Origin of the sequence: Spirillospora sp. CA-128828 (genome assembly GCF_050945415.1) — a bacterium.
Taxonomy (GTDB): domain Bacteria; phylum Actinomycetota; class Actinomycetes; order Streptosporangiales; family Streptosporangiaceae; genus Spirillospora.
On sequence record NZ_CP191986.1, the window covers coordinates 622,205 to 641,872 of the forward strand.

General features: G+C 73.9%; 16 protein-coding genes. 14 read left to right on the forward strand and 2 right to left on the reverse strand.

What is annotated here, in order from left to right; all coding sequences use genetic code 11:
• The first annotated feature begins 260 nt into the window (after nucleotides 1-260).
• The 10 genes from ACQPXG_RS03385 to ACQPXG_RS03430 all read left to right on the forward strand — a co-directional run bounded on the left by ACQPXG_RS03385 (nucleotide 261) and on the right by ACQPXG_RS03430 (nucleotide 13,290).
• Nucleotides 261-1,673 carry a sugar transferase gene (locus ACQPXG_RS03385; RefSeq protein WP_433466131.1) on the forward strand — a complete coding sequence of 471 codons (1,413 nt, stop codon included), beginning with the start codon at nucleotides 261-263 and terminating at the stop codon, nucleotides 1,671-1,673.
• Entirely contained in the window at nucleotides 1,670-2,962 is a 1,293-nt protein-coding gene (locus tag ACQPXG_RS03390; protein ID WP_433466132.1) for an O-antigen ligase family protein, read from the forward strand. Before ACQPXG_RS03385 ends, ACQPXG_RS03390 begins: the two co-directional genes overlap by 4 nt.
• The gene (locus ACQPXG_RS03395) at nucleotides 2,959-4,608 is read left to right on the forward strand and encodes a lipid II flippase MurJ (protein WP_433466133.1); all 1,650 of its coding nucleotides are present in this window, start codon (nucleotides 2,959-2,961) and stop codon (nucleotides 4,606-4,608) included. Before ACQPXG_RS03390 ends, ACQPXG_RS03395 begins: the two co-directional genes overlap by 4 nt.
• The gene (locus ACQPXG_RS03400) at nucleotides 4,580-5,257 is read left to right on the forward strand and encodes a polysaccharide deacetylase family protein (RefSeq protein WP_433469889.1); all 678 of its coding nucleotides are present in this window, start codon (nucleotides 4,580-4,582) and stop codon (nucleotides 5,255-5,257) included. The genes ACQPXG_RS03395 and ACQPXG_RS03400 overlap by 29 nt, the downstream gene beginning before the upstream one ends.
• Nucleotides 5,254-6,369 carry a glycosyltransferase gene (locus ACQPXG_RS03405; RefSeq protein ID WP_433466134.1) on the forward strand — a complete coding sequence of 372 codons (1,116 nt, stop codon included), beginning with the start codon at nucleotides 5,254-5,256 and terminating at the stop codon, nucleotides 6,367-6,369. Before ACQPXG_RS03400 ends, ACQPXG_RS03405 begins: the two co-directional genes overlap by 4 nt.
• On the forward strand, nucleotides 6,369-7,100 hold the full coding sequence (locus ACQPXG_RS03410; RefSeq protein WP_433466135.1) for a Wzz/FepE/Etk N-terminal domain-containing protein: 732 nt from the start codon (nucleotides 6,369-6,371) through the stop codon (nucleotides 7,098-7,100). The genes ACQPXG_RS03405 and ACQPXG_RS03410 overlap by 1 nt, the downstream gene beginning before the upstream one ends.
• Nucleotides 7,097-8,233 (forward strand): GNAT family N-acetyltransferase, encoded by a 1,137-nt coding sequence (locus tag ACQPXG_RS03415; RefSeq protein ID WP_433466136.1) that lies wholly within the window; start codon nucleotides 7,097-7,099, stop codon nucleotides 8,231-8,233. The genes ACQPXG_RS03410 and ACQPXG_RS03415 overlap by 4 nt, the downstream gene beginning before the upstream one ends.
• Complete coding sequence (locus tag ACQPXG_RS03420; RefSeq protein WP_433466137.1) at nucleotides 8,226-9,641, forward strand: glycosyltransferase; 1,416 nt, start codon at nucleotides 8,226-8,228, stop codon at nucleotides 9,639-9,641. Before ACQPXG_RS03415 ends, ACQPXG_RS03420 begins: the two co-directional genes overlap by 8 nt.
• A 1,127-nt stretch (nucleotides 9,642-10,768) precedes the next feature.
• The gene (locus ACQPXG_RS03425; RefSeq protein WP_433466138.1) at nucleotides 10,769-12,013 is read left to right on the forward strand and encodes an ATP-grasp domain-containing protein; all 1,245 of its coding nucleotides are present in this window, start codon (nucleotides 10,769-10,771) and stop codon (nucleotides 12,011-12,013) included.
• Nucleotides 12,014-12,039: 26 nt separating this feature from the next.
• The gene (locus ACQPXG_RS03430; RefSeq protein ID WP_433466139.1) at nucleotides 12,040-13,290 is read left to right on the forward strand and encodes an NAD(P)-binding domain-containing protein; all 1,251 of its coding nucleotides are present in this window, start codon (nucleotides 12,040-12,042) and stop codon (nucleotides 13,288-13,290) included.
• A 112-nt stretch (nucleotides 13,291-13,402) separates the two neighbouring features.
• Here ACQPXG_RS03430 and ACQPXG_RS03435 read toward each other — a convergent pair whose 3' ends face one another.
• Nucleotides 13,403-13,654 (reverse strand): hypothetical protein, encoded by a 252-nt coding sequence (locus tag ACQPXG_RS03435; protein WP_433466140.1) that lies wholly within the window; start codon nucleotides 13,652-13,654, stop codon nucleotides 13,403-13,405.
• Between the two features lie 357 nt (nucleotides 13,655-14,011).
• Here ACQPXG_RS03435 and ACQPXG_RS03440 point away from each other — a divergent pair, with 357 nt between their 5' ends.
• The 3 genes from ACQPXG_RS03440 to ACQPXG_RS03450 all read left to right on the forward strand — a co-directional run bounded on the left by ACQPXG_RS03440 (nucleotide 14,012) and on the right by ACQPXG_RS03450 (nucleotide 16,819).
• Nucleotides 14,012-14,890 (forward strand): hypothetical protein, encoded by an 879-nt coding sequence (locus tag ACQPXG_RS03440; RefSeq protein ID WP_433466141.1) that lies wholly within the window; start codon nucleotides 14,012-14,014, stop codon nucleotides 14,888-14,890.
• Between the two features lie 195 nt (nucleotides 14,891-15,085).
• Nucleotides 15,086-16,150, forward strand: coding sequence for a chaplin family protein (locus ACQPXG_RS03445; protein ID WP_433466142.1), 1,065 nt, complete (start codon nucleotides 15,086-15,088; stop codon nucleotides 16,148-16,150).
• Nucleotides 16,151-16,261: 111 nt separating this feature from the next.
• The gene (locus tag ACQPXG_RS03450) at nucleotides 16,262-16,819 is read left to right on the forward strand and encodes a class E sortase (RefSeq protein ID WP_433466143.1); all 558 of its coding nucleotides are present in this window, start codon (nucleotides 16,262-16,264) and stop codon (nucleotides 16,817-16,819) included.
• A 42-nt stretch (nucleotides 16,820-16,861) separates the two neighbouring features.
• Here ACQPXG_RS03450 and ACQPXG_RS03455 read toward each other — a convergent pair whose 3' ends face one another.
• Nucleotides 16,862-17,854 (reverse strand): matrixin family metalloprotease, encoded by a 993-nt coding sequence (locus tag ACQPXG_RS03455; protein ID WP_433466144.1) that lies wholly within the window; start codon nucleotides 17,852-17,854, stop codon nucleotides 16,862-16,864.
• 351 nt (nucleotides 17,855-18,205) lie between these two features.
• Between ACQPXG_RS03455 and ACQPXG_RS03460 the strand changes: the two genes are divergently transcribed.
• The gene (locus ACQPXG_RS03460) at nucleotides 18,206-19,306 is read left to right on the forward strand and encodes a PRC and DUF2382 domain-containing protein (RefSeq protein WP_433466145.1); all 1,101 of its coding nucleotides are present in this window, start codon (nucleotides 18,206-18,208) and stop codon (nucleotides 19,304-19,306) included.
• Nucleotides 19,307-19,668: the final 362 nt, after the last annotated feature.

A 19,668-nucleotide genomic window follows, 5' to 3' on the forward strand; every position in this document is an offset into this window, starting at 1 on the left:
CGGAGGGCGGGACGGCCGGTTCTCGGCGTCCGACTCACTTGTAGACGTCCATGGTCCCGCGAAGGTTCGCATCGGGTGGCCCATTCGCGGGATCTTTATCGGTCCAGTACGCCCTCGGGACGCTCCGTCGATCTTCTCCTCAAGAGAGTGGCGGGCCTGGTTAAAAGCGGCGAGCCACGCTCTGACCAGCTGCGATGCTGGTCCGTGGCCGCCTGCGACGGCCCCCGCAAGGTGAGTTCTTGTCTGTGAAGGGACGCGCGATGAGAGCCCAGGGGCTGAGTCCCTCCGTCGACTCCGGCGCGGCCCCGGAGCTCATGCCGGCGGGCGGCGGAACGACCGTCCGCCGTGCCGCCACCGGTGCGCGAATCCTGGCCGGACTGTATCCGGTGTGTCTCGCCGTCGCGGACGGCTGGACGATGGCCGCGGCCGTGGCCCTCAACGGGGGCGGCCTCCTGCCGGGCCTCGCCGCCCTGGCGATCATCGCGCTCAACGCGTCCGGCGGGCTGTACAGGGCGCGCCGCACCCCCTCTCTGCTCGCCGACCTGCCGCCGCTTCTCGCCCGGACACTGCTCGTCGGCGCCGTGGCGGCCGTGCTGCTGTCGGACGGGACGCTCCTGCTGTGGACGGCGGCCCTGTGCGGGACGGTCCAGCTCGGCGTCCGCGCGTTCGCGAACGCGGCCGTCCGCACGTACCGGTGCCGCCGGTCCCGGGCCCGGTCCGCCCTGGTCGTCGGGACGGGGCAGACGGCCGCCCACATGCTCGACATCCTGCGTGAACGCGGCGAGTTCGGGCTCGCGGCGGTCGGGCAGGTGGCCGCGGGCCGCCCCGCCGGGCCGCCGGGGGCCGCGCCCGTGCTGGGGGAGATGGCCGACCTGCCCACGCTCGTCGAGGGGCACGGGATCGACACGCTGGTCGTCGTCGCCGAGGACGTCGACCCCGGCCAGCTGGGAGCGGTGCTGCGCATCTCGTTCGGTCTGCCGTGCGAGACGCTCCTCGTCCAGCCTCCGTCGGACGTCGTCCCGGTGGCGCCGGCGCGACGCGAGTACCTCGCCGGGCTGCCGTGCGCCCGGGTCGACTGGCGGCTCCGCGATCCGGTGGCCCGCATCGGCAAACGCCTGCTGGACCTCGCCGTCGCGTGCCCGCTCCTCGTCCTCGCCATGCCGGTGCTCGCGGTGTGCGCGGCCGCCGTCCGGATCGAGGGCGGGCCCGGGGTGCTGTTCCGGCAGCGGCGGATCGGGTTCGGCGGCGAGGAGTTCGTCCTGCTGAAGTTCCGGACGCTGAAGCCGGCGGACGAGCGGGAGTCCGACACCCGCTGGACGGTCAAGAACGACGAGCGGATGGGACGGGTCGGCCGGTTCCTGCGCAACACGTCGCTGGACGAGCTGCCGCAGCTGTGGAACGTCGTCCGCGGTGACATGAGCCTCGTCGGGCCCCGCCCCGAACGCCCGCACTTCGTGGAGCAGTTCTCCCGCACCTGCCCCGGCTACGTGCTGCGCCACCGCGTCCCTGTCGGGATGACGGGGTGGGCGCAGATCCACGGGTTCCGCGGGGACACCTCCATCGAGCTGCGGGCGAGGCTCGACAACCACTACATCGACCACTGGTCGTTCGCGACCGACCTGAGGATCCTGATGCTGACGGCCCGGGCGATGCTCTGCCGGGACTCCGGATGACGGCCCACGCGCCCGCGCTCCGGCTCGCGGGGTCGCTGCCGAGGCGCCCGAGCTGGCTGATCGCCGCCGCCGTGGCCGCCGTGGGGGTCCCGCCCGGCGCGGAGGCGTTCGGCCCCGGCGTGCAGGTCACCATGGGCGACGTCGCCGGCGGCGCGCTCGTGCTGGTCGCCGCGTTCCTGCTGGTCACCGGGCGGGTCCAGATGCCGCGCCGCGCGCTTCCCGCGTTCGGGCCGCTGATCGCCGCGCTCGGCGTCAGCACCGTGCTCTCGACCGACATCGAATCCAGCGTGGCGGGGTTCGTCCGCGATCTGCAGATCTTCGTGCTGGTGCCGCTGGCCGTCGTGCTGCTCGTCCGGGAGCGGCGCGACCTCGCGATCGTCTGCTCGTCGGTGCTCGGTCTCGGGCTCGTGGAGGCGGTCTACGGGATCTGGCAGGCGGTCACCGGGAACGGCGCGTCGATGGGCGGCCAGAACATCCGGGCGGTCGGCACGTTCGGCTCCCTCGACGTGATGGCCATGTCGATCGTGGCCGGGTTCGCGTTCCTCGTGCTGACCGCGTTCGCGCTGTCGGCGCCTGGGCGCGGCGTCGCGGCCGTCCCCGCCGCCCTCGCCGGGCTGGTCGTGCTGGCCGCCGCGCTGGCGCTGGCGCTCAGCCGCGGAACGTGGATCGCGCTCGGCACCGCCGCCGTCCTCACCCTGGTGATCTTCGACCGGTGGACGGCCGTCAAGGTGCTGGCCTGCTGCGGAGCGTTACTCCTCGTGTTCGCCGGCGTCGCGGGCGGCGGCGGGCAGGCGGTCGTGGAGCGCTCGAAGTCGATGGTGAGCACGATCGGCCACCCCGACCAGTCCGTGCACGACCGGTACGCGCTGTGGGCCGCCGCCGTCCGGATCTGGGAGGACCATCCCGTCGCCGGTGTCGGCGTGAAGAACTTCCCGGCCTACCGCGACACCTACGCCACGATCGAGCTGTCGTCCGGCAGCGAGACCGCCGACCCCGTCAACGGGTACGTCCGGCAGCCGCTCCTGTCGCCGCACAACGAGTACCTGCTGTTCCTGTCCGAGCAGGGCGTGGTGGGCTTCGCCGGCTTCGCGACGCTGCTCGCGATGATCGTCGCCGGGCTGTGGACGCGCCGCCGCGTCCGCGACCCGTTCTGGCTCGCCGCCGTCGCCCTCACGGTGTTCCTGCTGGTCAACTTCCTCTACGCGGACATGGGCGGGCCGACATGCGCGCTCACCGCCATCGTCCTCGGCATCACCGCGTCCCGCGCGCTCGGGGAGGTGCGCCCGTGACCTCCGTGGGGCGTGCGGCCGTGCTGTCGGGTGTTCTCATCGCCGCCGGGACCGCGCTCGGCTTCCTGCGCGACCTCGCGATGGCGCACCTGTTCGGCGCCAGCAGCAGCACGGACGCGTTCCTCGTCGCCTGGACGATCCCCGAGACCGTTTCACCCCTCCTCATCGAGGACGCCATGGCGCTGCTCATGGTCCCCGTCGTCACGCGGCTCCTCGCGCGCGGGGACGGCCTGCGTCCTCTCGTCGGCACGACCCTGGCCCGGATGCTGCTCGGCCTGTCCCTGGTCACGGTCACGCTCGTGGTGGCCGCGCCTTTCGTGGTGAAGGTCCTCGCGCCCGGCCTGACCGAGCCCGGCCCGGCCGTTCTGTGCGTCCGCCTGACGGCGATCACCGTCGTGACGTTCGGCCTCGCCGGCTTCATGAGCGCCACGCTCCGCGCCCACCACAGCTTCGGCCCGCCCGCCGCCATCTACCTCGCCTACAACATCGGCATCCTCGCCCTGATAGCGGGCCTGTCGGGGCTCATGGGCATCACCAGCGCCGCCATCGGCGTCGCCTGCGGCAGCGCCCTGATGGTGGCCGTGCAAACCCCGGCCTTCCTCCGCTGCCTCCGCGACGCCCCCACTCCGTCCGGGAGCGTGGACGTGCGGCTGGGGCTCGCGGCGGTGGCACCCGTCGTCGTCTACACGGTGACGCGGCAGGCGCAGGTGTTCGTGGAGCGGTTCTTCGGGTCCGGGCTCGCGGACGGGTCGATCTCGCACCTGAACTACGCGCAGAAGGTCGCGCAGGTGCCGATGGTGCTGTCGCTGCTGATCGTCACGGTGACGTTCCCCAGGCTCGCCCGCGCGTCGGCGGACGGGGACACCACGCAGGTCGCCCGCCGCGTCCAGCAGGACATCGTCGTGGCGAGCGCGATGGTGCTCGCGGCGACCGCGTTCCTCGTCGCGTTCGCACCCGCCGTCATCAGGGTGCTGTTCCAGCACGGCGAGTTCACGGCCGCGGACACGCGCAGCACCGCGTCCATCATGCGGGTCTACGCGCTCGGCCTGTGGGGGCAGTCGGCGGTCGGTCTCGCCGCCCGCGCGTTCTTCGCGCAGAAGCGGCCGACTTGGCGGCCGGCGGCCGTGCTCGGCATCGGGCTGGCCGTCACCGCGGCGGTGGCGGGCGCGTTCGCTGCGGTCGCCGGGACGCTCGCGCTGGCCGCCGCGAACGCCGCCGGCATCACGCTCGCCGCCGTCCTGCTGCTGGCCGGGCTGCGGCGCGGCGTCGCGCCGATCTCGCTGCGCCGGGTCGGCGCCGACGTGTCCCGGCTCGTGCTCGCCGCCGCCGGGGCCTGCGCGGCGGGCCTGCTCGCCGCCGGGGCGCTGGACGCGCCGGCGGCCGTCCACCTCGCCGCGGGCGGGCTCGTGACCGCGGTCGCCTTCGGCGTCCTGCTCTCGCCGTGGATCACTTCAGCGCCGCTCGGCGCGCTCGTCCGGCGCGGCCGTACCGAATCGGGGGATACCAGTGAGCAAGCCGACCGAACCGACACGCCTGACAGAACCGGCGCGGTCTCCTGTGAGGGGACGACCTCCCACGCCCCCCGCGAGAGCCGCCCGGCCGGCGCCGCCGGTGCTGATGTACCACTCGGTCGACCACTTCGATGAGGACCCGCACCTGGTGACGGTGTCGCCGGCCCGGTTCGAGCGGCAGCTGGGGTGGCTGCGGGCGCGGGGCCTGCGCGGCGTCGGCATGGCCGAGCTGCTGGACGCGCACAACGCCGGCCGGGCCCGCGGCCTCGTCGGGCTCACGTTCGACGACGGGTACGCCGACTTCGCGACGAGGGCCGTCCCCGCGCTGGTGCGGTACGGGTTCGGCGCGACGGTCTTCGTCGTGTCCGGACGGATCGGCACCTACAACGCCTGGGACGACGGTCCGCGCAAGCCCCTCATGTCGGCCGAGCAGGTCCGGATCGTGGCGGGCGCCGGCATGGAGGTCGCCTCGCACGGCCGCCACCACGTCTCGCTGCCCGGGACGGACGACACCGAGCTCCGCGAGGAACTGGAGGAGAGCCGGGCCGTCCTGGAGGACCTGACCGGCGGGCCCGTCACCGGCTTCGCCTACCCCTACGGGCACGCGACCGCCCGCGAGATCGAGGCGGTGCGGGCGGCCGGCTACGACTACGCGTGCGACATCCGTCCCGAGGAGCCGGCCCGGCACGCGCTGCCCCGCACCTACGTCGGCGACCGGGACGGGCCCCTCCGGATGCGCGTCAAGCTCGTCCGCCACGAACTGCGCCGGCGGAGCCGCGTGTGACCCGCGTCCTGCACGTCATCACCGGGCTGGAGCACGGCGGCGCCGAACGCCAGCTCGCGCTGCTGCTGCGCCACCTGCCGGTGTCCTGCGAGGTCGCGACCCTCACCCGGACGGGCACCCTCGGCGCCGAGATCCGCCGCACGGGCGTCCCCGTCCACGAGATCGGGATGCGCGGCAACCGGGACCTCGCGGCGCTGCCCCGGCTCGCCCGGCTGATCCGCCGGGGACGGTACGACGTCGTCCACACGCACCTCTACCGGGCATGCGTCTACGGCCGGATCGCCGCCCGCATGGCCGGGACGCCCCGCGTCATCGCCACCGAGCACTCGCTCGGCGACGGCCACATCGAGGGCCGGCCGACGACCCGCGGCGTGCAGGCGCTCTACCGGGCGACCGAGCGGCTCGGGTCCACGACCGTCGCCGTGTCGCCGACGGTGGCCGCGCGGCTGCGCGGCTGGGGCGTCACCCCCGGCCGGATCGTCGTCATCCCGAACGGCATCGACGCCGCCGCGTTCGCGTTCGACGCCGCCCGGCGCACCGCGACGCGCCGCCGCCTCGGGATCGGCCCGGCCGAGCCCGTCGTCGGCGCCGTCGGGCGGCTCGTCCCGACCAAGCGGTTCGACCTGCTGATCGAGGCGGTCGCGCGGCTGGACGGCGTCCGGCTGCTGCTGGTCGGCGCGGGACCATCGCGCGGTGCGCTGGAACGGCTCGCGCACGAGCGCCGGGCCTCGGTGATCTTCACCGGTGGCACCTCGGACGTCGCGGGCGCACTCGCCGCGATGGACGTGCTCGCCGCGCCGTCCGTCCAGGAGACCTTCGGCCTCGGTGTGCTGGAGGCGCTGGCCGCCGGGCTCCCCGTCCGCTACACGACCTGCCCGGCCCTCGACGACCTCCCGTCCGGCGCGGCCCCGCAGGCCCGCCGGCTCCCCGCCGACGCCGGGATCTGGAGCGCCGAGCTCGCCCGCGTCCTGCGCGTCCCCCGGGACCGGACGCGGGTCCCGCCGGTCGTCGCCCGCTACGCCATCGCCGAGCAGGCCGCCGAGCTCGCCCGGCTCTACCGCCCCGAGCCGTCCGTCCGCGGGGCGGTTCCGACACGAGAAAGGGCTTCGTGATGCCGCACCGTGACGCCAGGAGAAGGCCGGGAAGACCGGCGAGGCCGGCACTGAGGAGGGGCGGCCTGCTCACCAGGACCGCCCGGAGCCTGCGCGGGCCGCTCACCGCGCTGCTGCGCCGCAGCGGCCTGTCCATCGCGTTCGTGCTCGCCGGGCTCCTCGGCGGGCTCGGATACGCCCTGCTCGCCCCGACCACCTACACCGCGACGGCGTTCGTGCTCGTCGTGGAGGGCGGGAACGGCGGCGACGCCGGCCCGGCGGCGGTCAGCTTCGCGCAGGCGTACGGGCGGCTCGCGCCGCTTCCCGAGACCCTCGCCTACTCCTCGATCCCGCTGCCGCGCGGCGCGGCCGGCGCCACCCGGGAGCACATCCAGGCGTCCACCTCGCCGGACACCCCGCTGATCCGGCTCGCCGGCAGCGCCCGGACGCGCCGCGACGCCGCCGCGTTCGCCAACGCCGCCGCCGACGCGCTCGTCCGGTACGGGACGGCCCACCGCAAGGACACCGGCGTCCGCGTCGCGCCGATGACCCTCGCCGCGCCGCCGTCCGCGCCCTCGTCGCCGAACCTGCCGCTGGGCGTCGCCGTCGGGACCGCGTCCGGGCTCCTGCTCGCCGGGCTCAGCACCGCCGTCCTGAGCGGCCGGCGCGGACGGAGCGGCCGGCCGGAGACGCCGCGCCGCGCCGCCGTGCCCGGGCGGGCCGCCGCCGAACGGATGGGGGCCCGCTCATGACCGCGACCGCGCCCGCACGGCTCGCCGCCCCCGCCGCCGAATGGTCGGCCGAGGTGCACCGCGACGAGCAGTCGCTCGTCGCCCTGGCCGACGACCTGCGCGACCTCTACGACCGCAGCCCGGCCGCGACGCCGTTCCAGACCTACGAGTGGCTCAAGGCGTGGTGGGGCTGGTACGGGACGGCCGGGCGGCTGCGGCTCGCCACCGTCCGGTGCCGCGGCCGGCTCGTCGCGGCGGCGCCGCTGATGGCGGACGTCCGGCGCGGGTTCCGGGTGCTCGTCCCGCTCGCCGCGGACCAGAGCGACTTCACCGACTTCCTTCTCGACCCCGTCCACGCGGACGGTGCGGTCCGGCACCTCGCCCGGGCCCTGCTGGACGAGCGCGGATGGTGCGCGCTCGACCTTCCCGAGGTGCGGCCCGGCTCGGCGGCCCACCTGGTCGCCGAGCAGTGGCCGCGCCGGTCCTGGCGGACGCCGTCGTCGGTCTGCCTCGAACTGCCCGCGGGCGGGATCGACGAGGTTCTCGGGCGGCTGCCGCGCCGCACGGCCGGCAAGATGCGCGCCAAGCTCCGCAAGATCGACGTGCGCGGCATCGCGGTCGAGAGCGTGCCGGCGGACCGGGCACCGGACGCCGTCTGCGCGCTGCTGGAGCTGCACGCCCGGCAGTGGCGGGGCCGCCCCATCAACCCCGAGCACACCAGCGAGCGGTTCCGCCGCCACCTCGCCGAGGCCGCGGCCGGGATGGTCCGCGACGGGCGCGCCGCCGTCCTGCAGTACCGGTGGGACGGACGGCTCGTGGCCAGCGACCTCGTCCTCATCGGCCACCGGTACGTCGGCGCCTACCTGTACGGGGCGATCCCCGACCTGCGGTCCTGCGTGGACGTCTCGCTGATGATGCTGCGCCAGGACCTCGCCATCGCCCGGGACCGGCACCGGCAGGGCGTCAGCCTGCTGCGCGGCGACGAGCCGTACAAGCTGAAGTGGCGGCCGACGCCGGTCCGGAACGAGCGGATCATCCTCGGGCGGACCGCTCCGGCCGCCGCGTTCGCTGGCCTCGCCCGCGCCCGCGCGGCCCTGGCGGACCGGAAGCACCGGCGGAACGCGGATCACGGCGGTTCCGGGGGCCATGACTGACCCGGGCGGCGACACCCCGCTGCGGATTCTGCACGTCAGCCAGCCGAACGCGGGTGGAGTCGCCGTCTACGTCGGGCAGGCCGCGGGCGACCAGCGCCGGCGCGGCTGGGAGGTGGCGGTGGCCTGCCCGGCGGGCGGCGACCTGCCCGAGCGGTGCATGGCGGCGGGCGTGCCCTGGCTCAACTGGGCCGCCGGGCGCGCCCCCGGCCCCCGCACCGTGCTGGAGGCGCTCAGCCTCCGCCGCCTGGTGAAGGGGTTCGCGCCGGACGTCGTCCACCTGCACTCCGCGAAGGCGGGCCTCGCCGGACGGCTGCTGCGCCGCCCGCTCGGCACGCCCACGATCTTCCAGCCGCACGGCTGGTCCTGGCTCGCCGCCACCGGGCGGCAGGACGGGCTCAGCCGCCGGTGGGAGCGCATCGCCGCGCGGTGGAGCGACGCCCTCGTCTGCGTCGGCATCGGCGAGCTGCGCGAGGGCATGCGCGCGGGCGTGCGCGGGCCGTACCGGCTCGTCCGCAACGGTGTGGACCGGCGCCGGTTCACACCGGCCGACGGCGACGCCCGGCAGGCCGCCCGCACCCGGCTCGGGCTTCCCTCGGCCGTCCCCATCGCCGTCTGTATCGGCCGCCTGACCAGGCAGAAGGGACAGGACGTCCTGGTCGCGGCGTGGCCGGGGGTCACCGCGCGCTGCCCGTCGGCGCTGCTCGCCATCGTCGGGGACGGCGACTATCTGGACATGCTGCGCCGGGAACGCGTGGCCGGGGTGCGGTTCGTCCCCGCCGTGCAGGACCCGCGGGACTGGCTGTCGGCGTCCAACCTCGTCGTGCTTCCGTCCCGGTGGGAAGGGCTGCCCCTGACGGCGCTGGAGGCGCTCGCCATGGGACGGCCCCTCGTCGGGACGGACATCCCGGGCATCACCGAGATCGTCCGGCCGGGGCTCGGCGCCCTCGTGCCCGCGGACGATCCGGGCGCGCTCGCCGAGCAGATGGCCGGGCGGCTGCTGTTCCCCGGGATCGCCGAGCGGGAGGGGCGGGCGGCGGCCCTGGCGTCCGCCGCCTACGACGTCGCCGGGACGGTGGCGCTGCTCGCGGCCGTCACCCGCGGCGTGGCGGGGCGGGGCGACGTCCCCGCGGAGGCCCTGGTCGACGCGCGGGCGGTGGCGGGCGGACCGATCCACGACGGCCGTACCGGCCTGGCGGGCGGCGTCTTGGACGGCGCGGGCTTCTTGGACGGCGCCGGCTTCTTGGACGATGTGGACGCCGTGGACGGCGCGGGTGCCTTGGACGGCTTGGGTGCTTTGGACGGTGCGGGCGGCGCCGGTGCGGGTGTCGCGGAGGTGGCCGGCGCCGGAGTGAACGGCCCGTTGCCCGACGCCGGCGGGGCCGTCACCCCGCCGAACAGTTCGCGGTAGGCGGCGGAGGCGCGCGGGTTGCCGCCGCACGACCAGACCCCGTGCGGGCAGTAGTCCGTGATCGACTGGTAGACGACGTCATGCGACGCGATCCAGTCATGCATTCCTCGGACATAATCTGAGTTGTCCGAATTTCGGAACAATCCCCATTCGGGGAACGAGATGCGCTTGCCGTGCGAGGCTGCGAAATCGGCTTGCGCGCGCAGCCCGTAGGGCTCCTCGACGAATTCCTGGAAAGATTTGCCCGTCGGTTGGTCATAGCTGTCGGATCCGATGATGTCGACGACGTCGTCACCGGGATAGCAGTCCATCCACGGAATCGCGTCCAGTCCTCGCGTCGGCGCGAAATCGAACCGGAAGCGAGCGCCCGGAACCCCGCGCATGGCGGTCACGATGCGCCGCCAGTACGCCTTCCACGCGTAGGGATCCGGGGCGCACCGGCCTGCGTACGCCTCGCCGTTCATCTCCCAGCCGAGGACGATGACCGTGTCGCGCGCGCCGATGGAGACGAGCCGCCTGGCGAGCACCCGGTAATGGCCGTCGAACGTGCCCCGCGCGCCGCCGCGCAGCAGGGAGGCCAGCACCGGCATCGGGAGCCACGCTTCGTTCGGCGTCATCATCGGGACGTTGAGCACCAGCATCCGGCGCGGGTCGGCGCTCTTCCAGCGCGCCCACGGGACGAGAATCTCCGGCGGCCCCTCGACGTCCCGCCAGTCATCGCCGGGCAGGTAGGTGCGCCCGACCGTCACCGTCGAGCCGAGCCAGCGCTCGAACTGGCGCACCCTGGCCACCCCCTCCGCGCCGGATCCCAGAAAAGCCCCCAATGGCACATATTTCGATGATTTCTGTATTGCTCGGGGCTGCTGCGGCCAGGTGACGAGAGCCGATGCCGACAGCACGAGCAGGAAGACGCACGCGGCCAGAACGGCAGGGAGCGGACAGAAGGGTTGCGGCCTTTTCCAGCGATGCCTAAAAGGCCTCCCAGCTGGATGTATATCGGCAGCTCGCATGCGTATCGTATGCCCTTGGAGGTCCACCCCGAAAAAGCCGGACGAGTGGACGATGGCAAAATTTACCGTGGGGAAGGGATGTCGTGCGCCGTAATATGAGGGAATGGGCCTGAACGAATGTTCTTCGACTCACGGGCCCAGCCGAGGACGCGCCTCGACCCCGGCCTTCCCGCCCTGCTGCTGCGCACCGACCGCAACGTCTTCCACCACGGGACGCTCGCGGTGATCCGCAGCCTCGGCCGCGCCGGGGTTCCCGTGCACGCCATCCTGGAGGGGCGCGGCAACCCCTCGTCCCGCTCCCGCTACCTGTACCGCGGGCATCCCTGGGCGCCGCCCGCCGAACGTCCCGCCGAGCTGCTGGGCCACCTGCGCGAGGTCGGCGAGCGGATCGGCCGTCCGGCGCTGCTCGTCCCGATGGACGACGCCGGAGCGATCTTCGTCGCCGAGCACGCGGACGGTCTCGCGCCCCACTTCGTCTTCCCCCGCCAGGATCCCGGCGTCCCGCGGAGCGTCGCCGACAAGGCGCTGCTGATGGAGACCTGCGAGCGCCACGATGTCCGGTGCCCGCCGAGCCGCACGCCGGCGTCGGCCGCCGACGTGGACGAGGCGGCGGCCGCGCTCGGGCTGCCGCTGATCGCCAAGTGGGCGCGGCCGTGGCGGCTCGGACCGGGGATGCGCAGCACCACGGTCGTCCGCACCCTCGGCGCGCTGCACCGGCTGTTCGCCGCCACCCGCGACCGGTCCCCGGACGGCGACCCCGGGCCGCTGATCCTGCAGCGGCGCATCCCGCCGGCCGGCGGCGACTGGTTCTTCCAGGGCTACTTCGACGCGAACCTCGACTGCCTGTTCGGTGCGGTCGGCCGCAAGCACCTCGCGCATCCGCCGCAGGCCGGGCACACGGTCGAGGGGGAGTGGGTCTCGGATCCCGAGCTGGAACGCCTCGCGATCCGGATCGTCCGGCTGTTCGGCTGCCGCGGCCTCGTCGACCTCGACTTCCGGTTCGACGCGGACGGCGGCGTCCACCACCTGCTGGACTTCAACCCCCGGATCGGCGCGCAGTTCCGGTTGTTCACCGACCGCGACGGCCTCGACCTCGCGCGCGTGCTGCACCTCGACCAGTCGGGCCGCCCCGTCCCGGACGCGCTTCCGGCTCCCGGCCGCACCCTGCTGGTCGAGAACCACTACCTCCGGGGATCGGCCCGGCGTGCGCCGCGCGCCGGTCTCCGCCCGCTGCGGGAGACCCTCCGCCCGTTGCGGGAGGCGGACGAGTTCGCCTGGTTCGCCGGGGACGATCTGCCGCCCTTCCTCGCGATGGGGCGGCAGAGCGCGCTCCACGCGATCGGGCGGCTCCGCACCAGGTAACACCACAACACACGGGGGAATGGAACATGAGCGACCCGTCCAGCGACGTCGTCATCGCCGGTGCCGGGCCCTACGGCCTGTCGACGGCCGCCCACCTGCGGAACCTCGGGCTCGGGGTCCGGGTCATCGGTGAGCCGATGAAGTTCTGGGACGCGAACATGCCGGAGGGCATGTACCTGAAGTCCGAGCCGTTCGCGTCCAACCTCGGGGCACCGCAGAAGGGCATGCGGTTCACCGACCGCCATCCGGACTTCCGGCTCGGGCGTCCGATCCCCCTGGACACCTTCGTCGAGTACGGCCGGTGGTTCGCCGCCGAGGCCGTCGGCGGCACCGAGGACGCGCAGGTCGTCACCGTCGAGCGGGGCGGGCGGGACGGGTACCGCGTCACGCTGTCCACCGGCGAGACGATCACGACGCGGGCCGTCGTCGTCGCCGTGGGCGTCGGGCCGTTCGCGCACGTCCCGGACGAGCTGGCGGGCCTGCCGTCCTGGCTCGTCTCGCACAGCAGCGCGCACAGCGACCTCGGCCTGTTCTCGGGGAAGGAGGTCGCGGTCGTCGGCGCGGGGCAGTCCGCGCTGGAGACGGCGGTGCTGCTGGCCGACGCGGGCGCGCGCCCGCACCTCCTCGCCCGCAGGCGCGTGCTCGACTGGAACACCGTGCCCGCCGAGCACCGGCCGGTGCGCACCGCGGCGCTGGCCGGGCCCCGGTCCGGGCTCGGCACCGGCTACCGGACGTGGCTCTGGGCCGAGCGGCCCGGCCTCGTGCGGTACCTGCCGGAGCGGACACGGCAGCGGATCGTCCGCGAGACGCTCCCACCGGCGGGCGCGTGGTGGCTGCGCGACCGGCTGGACGACCGGATCCGCGTCTCGACGGGCCGGCTCCTGGCGAAGGCGGTCGAGCAGGGCGACGGCATCGCCGTCACCACCACCGACCGCACCGGGCGGCGCCTCGTCACGGAGGCCGAGCACGTCATCGCCGCCACCGGGTACGTCGTGGACATCGAGCGGCTCGGCCTGCTCGCACCCGAGCTGCGCGGCCGCATCGCGACCCGGCTCGGCGCGCCGGTGCTCAGCCGGGACTTCGAGGCGTCGGTGCCCGGGCTCTACTTCGCGGGCCTCGCCGCCGCCTCCACGTTCGGGCCCGTCATGCGGTTCGTGCACGGCGCCGACTTCGCGGCGCGGCGGATCGCGCACCACATCGTCCGGCGGACGCCGCCGGTGCGGGTGCCGGCGGGACGGCCCGCGAGCGTCCTGAAGCCGGACGCCTCCCAGCGGTGAGGTCCTTTCCCCCGGCGCGGGCGAAAGGCGCTTAGGCGAAGAATTCTCCTCCAGCCGGCGGAGCTCCACCACGGGGCCCGCCGGCTGGCCCGTTCCTGCCGCGGGGCCCGGCCTACCCCCAGGGCGGACGCGCCCTGCGGCGTGCGCGCTCGGCCCTGGCAGTGGCCATGGCCCATTCCCAGCGCGAGTACAGCGTCCACGCGGAGGACCATTTCCGCTTGGGGCGTGCGTCCTGACCGGCGGAAACGCCGGCGAGCGCGATCAGGTCGAGTTCGGCGCGGGTGGCGAAGCGGCGGGTCTCGCGGCGGGGGTGGTGACGGCGCGCGGGGAGCAGGCGCACCATCGTGGACGAGGGATCGGGCATCGGAAGCTCCTCGCTCGGGCGGCCTGCGCGGCCGCTCGTTCACCGAATGTAGCGCACTCGATACCGTCCGCCATGCTTCTCCCGGCCTCCGGATGAACCGCCGATGAAGCGGCGCCGCCCGCGGGGTGGAGAAGACCCCCAGAACCGACCAAAGGTCGAAGCCCGGCAAAACGGATGCCTGGATACCGGAAAACCGGCTGCGGTAAAAGCGGAATTCACGTCCAGGTAAATGATCCGGGGACACGCCGGAAGAGAAATGAATGGCTCCTTGATCGGGTAGGCCATGGTGCTACGTTCATGCCGACCGGAATCAGAAACCGCACCTGAACGCGGCTACGTCGACAAGGAGAACCGGCAGTGGAGTCCGAACCGATCCAGCGCGGGGCGATTCGCCCGCGGGGTCGGCGGCATGCCCTCGTCCCGGTTCTCGTGCGTCTCGTCGCCATCGCGGGATTCCTTTTCGCCGGCTGGATCGCGCTCTCGGCGCTGACCGACTCCGCCTTCGCGGCGGAGCGGCCGCCGGAGCCCGCGGCCGGCCTGGCCGACCAGGGCTTCACCGGCTCGTCCACGCTCGGGCACTTCTCCATAGGCCGCGACTGGCGCACCGGCGACCCGGCGGACGTCCTCTTCGGCGACGTGCGGGAGATCGGCTACCAGCCGATGCGGTACCTCCGGTCCCGGCAGCAGGACGTGTTCGACGACAAGGACCGGGCCGTCAGGCACGTGCGGGAGGTGGCCGATGCCGCCGGTGTCCCGCAGGTGCGGGTACCGGAGGTCCGTCCCGCCGGCCCCGACCTCGGTGGCCTCGTCCACCGGGTGACGGGCTCGCGTCCCGCCCTGCGCGACGGCCTGCCGCCGGACGCCGGCGTGAAGCCGGCGACGCCGGACGACGGCGTCCACCTGCGGCAGGAGACGGTGTCCGTCGCCGTGCACACCCGTCACGCCACCGCCGCCGCCCCCGCGATGACCGCGGGGGACCCGGCGGACCGGCACTCCGGCCCCTGCCCGGGCTGCCACGGCGACCATCGCGTCCCGGCGCCCGGCCCCGTGCTGCCGACCGGCCAGGACGGCCCGCGCGGCGGCGGCTCCGCGGGCGGACACCCGTTCGCCCCGCTCGCCGACCTGCTGAACCGCCGGTACCCGGCGGCTCCGCCCGCCTTGCACCGTGGGACGTTCCACCGCACGGCGCTGACCGACGTGGCCGCGCCCGGCGGCCCGTCCGTCGTCCCCGACTAGGGACATCCTTCCGGCCGAACGCGGCCGGTTCCCGGCGGCCGCGTGCCTGAGGTACGCCGCCCGCCCCGCTCATTGGACCTTCCTCGATCGGCAACGGCCGAGTCCGGCCGCTGCCGGGCTGCGCGCACCGTGACGGTGCCGCGCGGCGATCACCACGATTCACCGAATCGAAGCAATGGACAGGAGCAAGAGATCATGCGTATTCGGGCAAGGAACACCTCCCGCGCCGCCCTGGTGGCCGCGGGCGCCCTCGCCGTCGGAGCCGCCTTCGGCTCCGGAGTCGCGGCCAACGCCGAAACCATGTACGGGGGCGGCGGCCACGACGGCAAGGTCCGCCTGACGTCGGCCGGCAACTTCGGGGCGCTGAACGGCAACCAGGTGTACGCGCCGATCAGCATCCCGATCGACGTGTGCGGCAACGCCATCGCGATCGCCGGGCTCAGCAGGGCCCAGTGCAAGGGCGGTGCCAGCGTCTCGAACCACCGGTCGCGCGAGCGCCGCGCCACCGAGTCCGGCTACCGGATGGCCGACGGCTTCGGCAGCGGCTTCGGCGGCAGCGGCTTCGGCGGCGGCGGCGGTGGCTGGGACGACGGCGGCTGGGACCGCGGCCACAAGGTGGACATGCAGACCGCCGGCAACTTCGGCCTGCTGAACGGCAACCAGCTCTACATGCCGATCAGCGTCCCGATCGACGTGTGCGGCAACGCCGTCGCGTTCATCGGCGCCGCGCAGGCGCGGTGCAAGGGCGGCGCGTCCGTCAAGCGGGCCGGTGACGACGACGTGAAGGCGACGAGCACCGGCAACTTCGGGATTCTGAACGGCAACCAGGCGTTCGTGCCGATCAGGATTCCGATCAATGTGTGCGGCAACTCCGCCGCGGCGTTCGGACTCGCGCAGGCGCAGTGCAAGGGCGGCGCGTCCGTCGGGGACGGGCACGGGCACGGACACAAGAAGCCGCACAAGAAGCCGCACAAGTGGCCGACGCCGCCGAAGCACAAGCCGTACAAGCCGTCCAAGCACCGTCCGGCCGTCAAGCACACGAAGCTGCCCTCGACGACGCGGGCGGACGGCTCCCGTATCGCGACCCCGGCCGTCGACCAGCGCGCCGCGAACGCCCTGCCCGTCCTGAAGGGGTTCGTGAACAAGCTCCGGCGCGCCGTCAAGGTGCCCGGGGTGGACGTCAAGCCGGGGCAGGTCGGCCCGCAGGCGCCCTTGGGCGAGGACATGCCCGTCACGCTCGGCGGGCCGGCCCTGACCTGACGATGAGTCGGCCTGGATGACGATCCCCGGCCGATGAACAGCGGAGAGGGGGCGGCAGACGTGCCGCCCCTTCCCCATGCCGGCAGACCCCACATCGATGGAGAGGGAACCATGCTCGACCGGAGGTTACGCCGCGCGGCGGCCATGGCCGTCTTCTGCGCCGTGCCCGTCCTCGCCGTGCCCGCCCTCACCGTCCCGCAGGCGCGGGCCGCGCCGGCGGCGGTCGAGGCCGCGGCGCGGCCGGCGAAGGGCTCGGTGATCGCGCACATCCGGATCAAGCGGATGGGCCTGAAGATGGTGGTCAGGCAGGGCGTCGGGCAGGAGGTCCTGCGGCGCGGCGTCGGCCACTACCCGGGGACGGCGTTCCCGGGGCGCGAGGGCAACACGGTGCTGCTCGCCCACCGGACGACCTGGCTGCACCCGTTCAACAGACTCGACCGGATGCGGCGCGGCGACCGGATCACCCTGCGCGTCGGACGCAGGACCTACCCGTACACGGTACGGACCAAGCGCGTCATCAGGCCCAGTGACCGGCACGTGCTGGAACCGGTGCCGTTCAAGCGGGCCAGCGCGCCCAACGGCGCGTACGTCACGCTCATCACCTGTACGCCGAAGGGCTCGGACCGGCGCCGCCTCGTCGTCGTCGGCAAGCTCCTCACGAAACGCTGATCCTCGCACCGGACGCTGACGGCGCGCGCGGCTCGCCGCCGCTCAGCGTCCGCCGTAGATGGCGATCAGCCCGTCGTGGTCGCCCTTCCCGAGCGTGGCGGGCCCGTCGTCGCAGGACCTGAGGGACGGCGCCATCGTGAGGTTCGCGTGCTCGCTCCCCTCGACATGGGCGAGGCCGAGGACGTGGCCCGACTCGTGCGTCGCGACGGCCTCCGCGGAGTAGGTTCCCGCCGGGCACGCACCGCCCGTCCACCACCGCTTCCCCTGCGTCTGCAGTGCCACGTCCGCCTCGACCGTCGTCGGGCCGTTGAACCACGTGCAGGTCGCCGCGAGGACCGGGGCGTCGGCGGCCGGCATGGCGAGCCAGCCGAACGTGTTGACCCGGTCCCGGGTCCCGCAGGCCGCCGCGGTCGTCAGGTCCGGGGCCTGGTTGCTCGCCCCGGCGTAGTTCTCGCCCACGGCCGGCAGCGGCGTGAACCGGCCCCCGCCCGTGCAGTCGGTGGTGCCGCCGACCATGTTGGCGATGCCCTTGCTGATGGGATCTCTCGGCAGTCCGGCCGTCCCCGCGTAGTAGTGCCACTGGACGGCGGTGCCTCTCGGCCATCTGCTGGGCTCGGGACTGTGCGCACCGTCCTGGCACGCGTTCTGCGGTGCCCGGAACGCACGCGGCCTGCCCTGCGGCACCCGCGAGCCGGCCGAGCCGATGGTGATCTCGCCTGCCCGCGAGTTCACCTGGATGCGCAGTTCGGCCGCCCCGTCGGTGCGCAGCGCGTGCGCCACGAGCGAGGTGCCGTCGGACGGGACGGTCGCGGCGAGCCCGTTCGTACCGCGCACCGTCCGGCCGCGCAGGTCGCAGTCGGCGATCCTGACCTTCTGCGGCATCGTGCGGGCGGCGAGCGTCCCGCCGGGCTTGCACCAGGTCGGCGGACGCGGGGACGGGGCGGCGGACCCCGCGAACGCCGTGCAGGCGAGGGCGGCGGTCACCACGGCGGACACGGCCCCCGCCCGCCGGGCCGCCGGTGAGAAGTCGCGCATTTCGGTTCTCCGATGTGTGGGGAACGTCCTTTCGCAGTCTTTGCGCGGAACCGGAGAAACGAAACCGCCGCAAACTAAAATGATCACTATTTTGCGCAGGATGCCATTCCCGAATAAGAAGTCTGCCCGCATTTGCCGGATAAGTGATGCGGCATCCCTCGCGCGACCGCTGTAAGTATTCGGTAAATCGTTTGCCATAATCGCGTAAACGCGTTTAGTGCGTCCTGGCACGGAAAAGCAGGAGGTAATCCGGCAACTCGGGATCAACAGAACACCGCTACCGAGTGGCGGGTATCACCATCCCCCCGCCCCCTGCCGTCCGGGAGCGTTCACGGAAGCGGAGGTGTTCACGTGCAGACGCAGACACAGGTGCGGGAGCTCATGGGGATGAGCGTGACCGACACCAATGGCGCGAAGGTCGGCACGATCAAGCAGGTCTACCTCAACGACGACTCCGGCGCCCCGGAGTGGGTGACCGTGCACACCGGATGGTTCGGGATGCGGGAGAGCTTTGTCCCCCTGTCCGGTGCGAGGAAGGCCCAGGACGCCCTCCAGGTCCCGTACGACAAGGAGACCATCAAGGGCGCTCCGAACGTCGACGCCGACGAACACCTCTCGCACGCGCAGATCGTGGACCTGTACCGGCACTACGGCGTCCGTCCCCCGGGCGGTCGCCGCACGGGCGATGAAGCGGACCCCTCCGACACGGCCGATGACCGCCGCACCGCGGACGCCGAGGACATGACCGACAAGGCCGGCGCCGCCGGCACCGCCGGATCGGCCGACACCGCCGGGGAACCCGGCGCGCCGGGGACGCCGGGCGCCGCCGGGACCGCCGGCATGGCGGGCCCCGCGGGCATGGCCGTCCACCCCGAGCGGGACAAGCGCGGGACGACCGGTGGCCAGGCGGCGTCCGGCCAGGCGGGCGGCGGCCAGGCGAAGGCCGGCGAGGCGAGCGGTGGCCGGGCGAGCGATAGCCCGGCGGGGACCTCCGGCCAGGCGACCGGCCGGACGATGCCGCCGCAGTCGGCGCGCGAGGGCGCGGAGGCTCCGATGACCGAGATCACCCGGTCCGAGGAGCAGATGCGCATCGACACCGAGCGGCACGAGGCCGGCCGCGTCCGGGTGCACAAGTGGGTCGAGACCGAGATGGTGGAGCGGACGATCCCGGTCTCGCACGAGGAGCTCAAGGTCGACCGTGAGCCGATCACCGGCGGCCGGCCGGACCCGAAGATCACCATTTCCGAGGAGGACCAGGAGATCATCCTCTACGAGGAGCGCCCGGTCATCGCCAAGGAGACCGTCCCGGTCGAGCGCGTCCGGCTCCGCACCGAGCAGGTCCAGGACGAGCAGACGGTCCGCGGCGAACTCCGCAAGGAGCGCATCGAGGTCACCCGCGAGGACGCCGCCCGCGCCGAGCGCCGGACCGACCGGGACCGCCCGTCCGCCTAGCCCCGATCCCGCACCACCCCGGATGGCGGCGCGCCCGGCCGGCTGTTCCTCACCCGCCGGCCGGCCGGGCGCCCGTCCCGGTGTCTCCGCGGCGGCGTCGGCCGCGGGGACGCCGGTGACCGGGTGTGGCCAGTGGGGCCGGACGGCCATGCCGGGTGTGCCGGTGGCCGGCGCGCGGCCGAAGCCGGACGGGCGGTCCGACCGGCTTTGTTCTGATTCGACGCGTGGCCGTCAACCCGTCTTTCACAGTTTCCGTCAGGGGCCGGTCTCCAATAGGCAGGTTTGTTGACAGATAGCGGGGAGGTGGGGGAGGTTCCTGGGTGACGACGTCACCGGCGTCGGGGTCATGGCCGTCCGGGCGA

Excerpts from the sequence above, each read along its gene's own strand:
- ACQPXG_RS03385 (WP_433466131.1), top strand. The coding sequence starts at position 261 with ATGAGAGCCCAGGGGCTGAGTCCCTCCGTCGACTCCGGCGCGGCCCCG.
- ACQPXG_RS03390 (WP_433466132.1), top strand. The coding sequence starts at position 1,670 with ATGACGGCCCACGCGCCCGCGCTCCGGCTCGCGGGGTCGCTGCCGAGG.
- ACQPXG_RS03400 (WP_433469889.1), top strand. The coding sequence starts at position 4,580 with ATGTACCACTCGGTCGACCACTTCGATGAGGACCCGCACCTGGTGACG.
- ACQPXG_RS03410 (WP_433466135.1), top strand. The coding sequence starts at position 6,369 with ATGCCGCACCGTGACGCCAGGAGAAGGCCGGGAAGACCGGCGAGGCCG.
- ACQPXG_RS03415 (WP_433466136.1), top strand. The coding sequence starts at position 7,097 with ATGACCGCGACCGCGCCCGCACGGCTCGCCGCCCCCGCCGCCGAATGG.
- ACQPXG_RS03420 (WP_433466137.1), top strand. The coding sequence starts at position 8,226 with ATGACTGACCCGGGCGGCGACACCCCGCTGCGGATTCTGCACGTCAGC.
- ACQPXG_RS03425 (WP_433466138.1), top strand. The coding sequence starts at position 10,769 with ATGTTCTTCGACTCACGGGCCCAGCCGAGGACGCGCCTCGACCCCGGC.
- ACQPXG_RS03430 (WP_433466139.1), top strand. The coding sequence starts at position 12,040 with ATGAGCGACCCGTCCAGCGACGTCGTCATCGCCGGTGCCGGGCCCTAC.
- ACQPXG_RS03435 (WP_433466140.1), bottom strand. The coding sequence starts at position 13,654 with ATGCCCGATCCCTCGTCCACGATGGTGCGCCTGCTCCCCGCGCGCCGT.
- ACQPXG_RS03445 (WP_433466142.1), top strand. The coding sequence starts at position 15,086 with ATGCGTATTCGGGCAAGGAACACCTCCCGCGCCGCCCTGGTGGCCGCG.
- ACQPXG_RS03450 (WP_433466143.1), top strand. The coding sequence starts at position 16,262 with ATGCTCGACCGGAGGTTACGCCGCGCGGCGGCCATGGCCGTCTTCTGC.
- ACQPXG_RS03455 (WP_433466144.1), bottom strand. The coding sequence starts at position 17,854 with ATGCGCGACTTCTCACCGGCGGCCCGGCGGGCGGGGGCCGTGTCCGCC.